General features: G+C 39.1%; 5 protein-coding genes. 1 reads left to right on the top strand and 4 read right to left on the bottom strand.

Annotation, left to right across the window (positions count from 1 at the left end):
- Nucleotides 1-69: 69 nt before the first annotated feature.
- The 3 genes from pepF to A5875_RS01905 all read right to left on the bottom strand — a co-directional run bounded on the left by pepF (nt 70) and on the right by A5875_RS01905 (nt 3,788).
- Entirely contained in the window at nt 70-1,887 is a 1,818-nt protein-coding gene (pepF, locus tag A5875_RS01915; protein ID WP_088932048.1) for an oligoendopeptidase F, read from the bottom strand.
- Between the two features lie 152 nt (nt 1,888-2,039).
- A complete protein-coding gene (locus tag A5875_RS01910; protein WP_088932047.1) occupies nt 2,040-3,038 on the bottom strand; it encodes a competence protein CoiA in 999 nt (332 codons plus the stop codon).
- A gap of 105 nt (nt 3,039-3,143) precedes the next feature.
- The gene (locus A5875_RS01905; protein WP_088932046.1) at nt 3,144-3,788 is read right to left on the bottom strand and encodes an adaptor protein MecA; all 645 of its coding nucleotides are present in this window, start codon (nt 3,786-3,788) and stop codon (nt 3,144-3,146) included.
- A gap of 262 nt (nt 3,789-4,050) precedes the next feature.
- Here A5875_RS01905 and A5875_RS01900 point away from each other — a divergent pair, with 262 nt between their 5' ends.
- Nucleotides 4,051-4,656, top strand: coding sequence for an HAD family hydrolase (locus A5875_RS01900; RefSeq protein WP_088932045.1), 606 nt, complete (start codon nt 4,051-4,053; stop codon nt 4,654-4,656).
- 34 nt (nt 4,657-4,690) lie between these two features.
- Here A5875_RS01900 and spxA read toward each other — a convergent pair whose 3' ends face one another.
- On the bottom strand, nt 4,691-5,089 hold the full coding sequence (gene spxA, locus A5875_RS01895) for a transcriptional regulator SpxA (RefSeq protein WP_010739854.1): 399 nt from the start codon (nt 5,087-5,089) through the stop codon (nt 4,691-4,693).
- Nucleotides 5,090-5,383 lie beyond the last annotated feature (294 nt).

Raw genomic sequence — 5,383 nt, 5'->3', positions numbered from 1 at the left:
TCTTATGATTTTTGCTCTCGTTATTGAGCAAAAAAAAGACAGCAGCCTTAGCTCCTGTCTTTTCATTAATTAAGCTTTTAAATCTTCGACCAATTGTTCCAACTCATCTAAACGTAAAGCGAAAATCTCCATCGCGTCTTCAATATACGTCGGTTGCGTCATATCAACTCCGGCCTTCTTCATGACTTCAATCGGATAATCACTGCTGCCGGATTTCAAGTAAGCTAGATATTTTTCTAATGCATCTGGTTCTCCCTCAACGATCCGTTTTGCTAAAGCGCTCGCTGCTGAGAAGCCGGTCGCGTATTGATAAACATAGTAATTATAGTAGAAATGCGGAATTCTTGACCACTCATCTTTGATTTCTTCATCGTTAATCACGATTGGTCCGTAATACTTCGCATTCAGCTCGCCATAAAACTTGCTTAAGTGTTCGCTCGTCAATGGATTTCCTGCGGCATCTTCTGTATGAATGAAATGTTCAAACTCAGCAAATTGTGTTTGACGGAAAATCGTCCCCTTGAAGCCATCAAGAAAATGATTGATGATGTATGCGCGAATCTTAGGATCTTTTTCAGTTTCCAGTAAGTAGCTGGTTAAAAGATTTTCGTTCGTCGTCGAAGCAATCTCTGCTAAAAAGATCGAATAATCACCGTAAACATAGGGCTGCGTATGACGAGTAAAGTAGCTGTGAACACTGTGTCCCATTTCATGAACCAACGTATAAAGCTCATCTAGGCGATCATGCCAGTTCAGTAAAATATATGGCTGCGTGTCATAAGCACCAGAAGAATAAGCGCCACTGCGCTTGCCCTGATTCTCTACTACATCGATCCAGCGTTCGGCAAAAGCTTTTTTCACAACGTCTAAATATTCTTCGCCTAATGGCTTCAATGCTTCCAACGCTTTAGCTTGTGCTTCTTCGTAGGTGAATTTAACTGGCGCTTCTGCCAACAGCGGTGTATAAAGATCATACATATGCAATTCATTTAGGCCTAATAATTCTTTACGTAATTCCACGTAACGATGCAGCAGCGGTAAATATTGGTTGACTACTAAAGTCAATGTTTCATAAACATCTTCTGGAATATGGTTTCCGCTCAAGGCAGCTGCCCGTGCGGATGCATAGCCGCGAATTTTGGCCTTATAGTTATGACTCTTGATATGAGTACTTAATGTGGAAGCAAATGTATTTCGGAACTGATGATAGACAGAGTACAAAGCCTTGAAAGCTTGCTCTCGAACATTTCGATCCGTACTTTCCAATAATTGTCCGTAGATGCCATGGGTTAATTGAACATCTTCTCCAGCTTCATTTTTTACTACTGGGAATTTCAGATCCGCGTTGTTCATGACTGAAAAGGTGTCAGCAGAGCTTCCGAAAATTTCACTTGCTCCAGCCAATAACGCTTCTTGTTCAGCCGGTAAAACGTGCGCTCTTTCAGAAATGATCTGTTCAACGAAATGACGATACAATTCTAGTTTCGGCTCTGTCTCGAAAAACGCCCAAATCTCATCATCTGAAAGCTGCAGCATTTCTGGTTCAAACCAGCTAACAGCCTCGCTGACCTGTGCAATCAAGCTGGATGCACGTGCATATAGTGCTTGATTCGTTGTATTTGCGGTATCTTCATCATTTTTCAAATGGGCATAGACGTAAATGACTTCCGCTTTGCGATAAATATCTAAAACATATTCGATCGCCGTTAAAAATTCTGCTGCGCCTCGGCCTAAACTTCCTTTGATTTTATCCACTTCAGTTAATTCGGCAGATAAAGCTTGAAATTTTTCTTCAAAGGCAGCGTCATCAGTAAAAATTTTAGTTAAGTCCCAAGTCAGTTCAGTGGGTACTTCCTGCCGTTTTGGCAATTGCTTTGGTTCACTCATAAAAACACTCCTAACTTGTTTTGAGGTATTTCTCTTTCTACACAAATGATCCATATCTAGCTCATTTAAAAAATAGAAAGAAAAAATGACTGCTCATCTATTAATCATCCTCAATCTTACCATAAATTAGCAAAAAGTATTTTCAAAAACTGTTAGGCTGACGAAACTTTAGCCTTTCTTTGACAAAAGATCGCTTCAAGGTAAAGCCGCTCCAATATTTCTCGCTGATCAATTCGATGGAAAAACCATTCTCGCTGATTTGCTGCTCGGTAGTCCAAGAATTTCTCAAAAATCAATGAAGCATTTTTCGCCTCTTTTTGAAACAAATAACGAAAAACCAATAAATCCTCTTGATAGAAAAAGAAATAACGACTTGGAAAATACATCCAATCCGGCAAGTACAGCAGATGTCTCCGTTCTTGATAAAAGTAATGCTGCAGGCCGCGGATTTTACGATTGCTTTGGACGAGTTTAAGACTCAGGGATAGTTTGCGTTCATTCACACTTTCTATAGTAGGAAAAAGATGGGGCGGTCGTTTAGTTACGGATGTTTTGAGAATCTCACTCAACGGCAGAGACCCCCTAGACCAGCGTTCTTCACAATAAACCAAGCGATCAAGTTCGTGGATGTGATAAAGCAAACGTATCTGTTCACTTTCCAATAGCCACAGGTGAATTCCTTTCTCCTTATCAAAGGAGCAAAATTGTTTTTGCAGCTGAGTGATTTTTTCTGTGGGCCATAATTTCTTTCCTAGCAGCCACCAGTCTTGATAATTCTGCTGAGAATAACCTGCTATTCGTTCAGCTAGTCGTCCTCCCTTGATGGATGAACACTGAATCTCTACTGCTAACCGATCATGCAGTAGATCCGGTCGCTGCGCTAAGTCTGGCAGAGGAGCTTCCATTTTCCAGTCTCCTTCAAATTGATTTCCCCATTTGAAAATAAGTTGCTTTAGTTGAAGATGCTCCGGTGTCTCTCCTTCACTTAAGCCAAAACAATTACCATTGGTGCTATGTGCAAAATGGGGAATTTTTATTTTCCCCGCTTTTCTGATCAGTTGCTCGCCGCAATCTGGACAAAAATAGTTCTCATCGTTATTGACCTCAGAAGCGCTGATCATTTCTTTTTTGTTTGTATAAGCAAACAGCATTTTCCTCACCTCGAAAGAAAATACGCAATTTGCTTAATATTTATTGAATAAGCCCCGCAAGGCAAAAAAATACCACCATTCCAACGAACGGTGGTATTGAACACGCTAATTAAAATGAGCACGCGTAATTTCGATTGCATCACGATGCATCAGAAGCTTTCCATACTCTTCCAACATTTCTGTAGAAACAGCGGAATCTTGAGCATATTCTAAAATTTCAGCGATGACGTCGGCTAAGCCAAACTCACCGAAAACCTCAGGGTCAAAATAAACTTGTAAATAATATGTCTCATCCAATAGGTATAAATCACACCAGGCTTCATCTAAAAAGTGATAGCTCGCTAATTCAATCATGTCTTCAAAACTATTTAATTGAAAAACTCTTAAGCGATTTACTTTTCCATCATCTTCCAGATTCTCAGAATTAGCTAAAATCTGCTGACGAATCAATTGATCGAAATCATTGGTTTCAAAATCTGTTGAGTTGTTCATTTTATTGATATCCTCAGGCGTCAGGTTCTTACTAATAAATAATTCCAACCCGTCATTTTTTGGAAGTACTTGGAAAGTGACAGCCTCACTGCTCTTGAACTCATCTTCAATATCGACTTCCTCTAAAATACTATAGAAGAAAGATTCGATTTCCCGATGATTTCCCAGCAGATCTAAAAAAGTAATTCCCCGTTCAGCTAGATCTTCATTCTCGATGATGACGCGGATCGTATTCTCATTGATGTGTTCCATCTCCATCTTGGCACACCTCACTTTAAAGATAGATTATATGTTCATTGTAACTGATTCCGTTTAAAAGTAAAGAAAGCCGACGAATTTTATTAAATTCCTATAAACAATGCAGACAACCTTGCCCTCTAACCGAAGAATCAAGCTCTTTTTTTCTCCTTTGAAGAGGCGAACTTACCGTCCATCATATCTTGTTTATGTATAAATAAAATGAACGCCCTCTTGTTTGAGTGATAGACTAAAGTATAATTTGACTTAAGGAGGTTTTTTGATGATCAAGAATATTGTGTTTGATTTAGGTAACGTTTTAGTCGATTTTGATCCCGTGCGCTTTGTTCGTGAAAAAAACGTAAATGACCAGCAGCAGGAACTGCTTAGATCGGAAATTTTTGGTTCAGTAGATTGGCTGCGCTTTGATAAAGGTACGATGACCAGAGATGAGCTGGCCTTGGCCGTAAAAGCTCGCCTGCCGGAAGATTTGCATATGATCGCTGATGATTTACTGGCAACTTGGTACAATGATTTGCATCCTCTGCCGCAAATGGCTGAGCTGCCACAACACCTGAAGGAAAAAGGCTTCAACCTTTATATTCTTTCTAATGCGCCTCAAGATTATTACTTATATGAAGACAAAGTACCTAATCATCACTCTTTCGACGGTATCTTTATCTCCTCAGATTGGAAGCTTGCTAAGCCCGAACATGAGATTTTTCGCGCTTTTTATAGCCATTTTCGATTGAATCCGGCCGAATGCTACTTTATTGACGATAATGCAGCAAATATTCTAGCAGCCGAAGAAACTGGAATGCGAGGCTTTCATTTTAAGAAAAATTTTGACTCATTGAATAAAGAATTATCACAGTTTAAACTTCCATAACAAAAAAATACCCCGCGTAAGCGGGGTACTTATTCTATAATCCAGCCATTAATTGGGCTTGGCGTAATTCATATTGGCGAACGTCACGAGGTAAAAAGCGACGAATTTCATCTTCATTAAAACCAACTTGCAGACGTTTCTCGTCGATCATGATCGGACGACGCAACAATCCAGGGTTTTCTTTCACTAAGTCCAACAATTCTTTCAGTGACAATTCATCTAAATCCATGTTCAACTTTTGGAAAACTTTCGAACGAGTAGAAATAATCTCTTCAGTTCCGTCCTCAGTCATTTGTAAAATGGCCTTCAACTCATCAATGTTCAATGGCTCAGAAAAGATATTTCGTTCAACATAAGGAATCTCATGTTCCTGTAGCCAAGCACGTGCTTTCCGACATGATGTACAACTAGGGGAAGTATATAGTGTTAACATGCATATCACTCCTTTTCTTGACTCTCAAATTTTGTAACAGGTAAAACTAGCTTCCTGCTATCTGTTTCTATTATACAAAAAAAAGGTAACAAAAAAAAGAGGAGCTCCACAATTTCTTTACAAATATTAATGTTATTTAATTTATTCCGACGCAATAGAAGGTGTCACGACAATACTGACTTGTTAAGATGAGAGAACCGTGGCTTAACTCTCATTTTACACAGTGTTATAACAATCGTAAAAACTGTACTAGTACGCATGTGTATTCTATAAAAAATTTGAAGTTTTTTTGTG

It is taken from the genome of Enterococcus sp. 3H8_DIV0648 (assembly GCF_002140655.1).
Taxonomy (GTDB): Bacteria; Bacillota; Bacilli; order Lactobacillales; family Enterococcaceae; genus Enterococcus_A; species Enterococcus_A hulanensis.
Note: the sequence above shows the minus strand (reverse complement) of the source record. Positions and strands in the feature narration are given on the sequence as shown.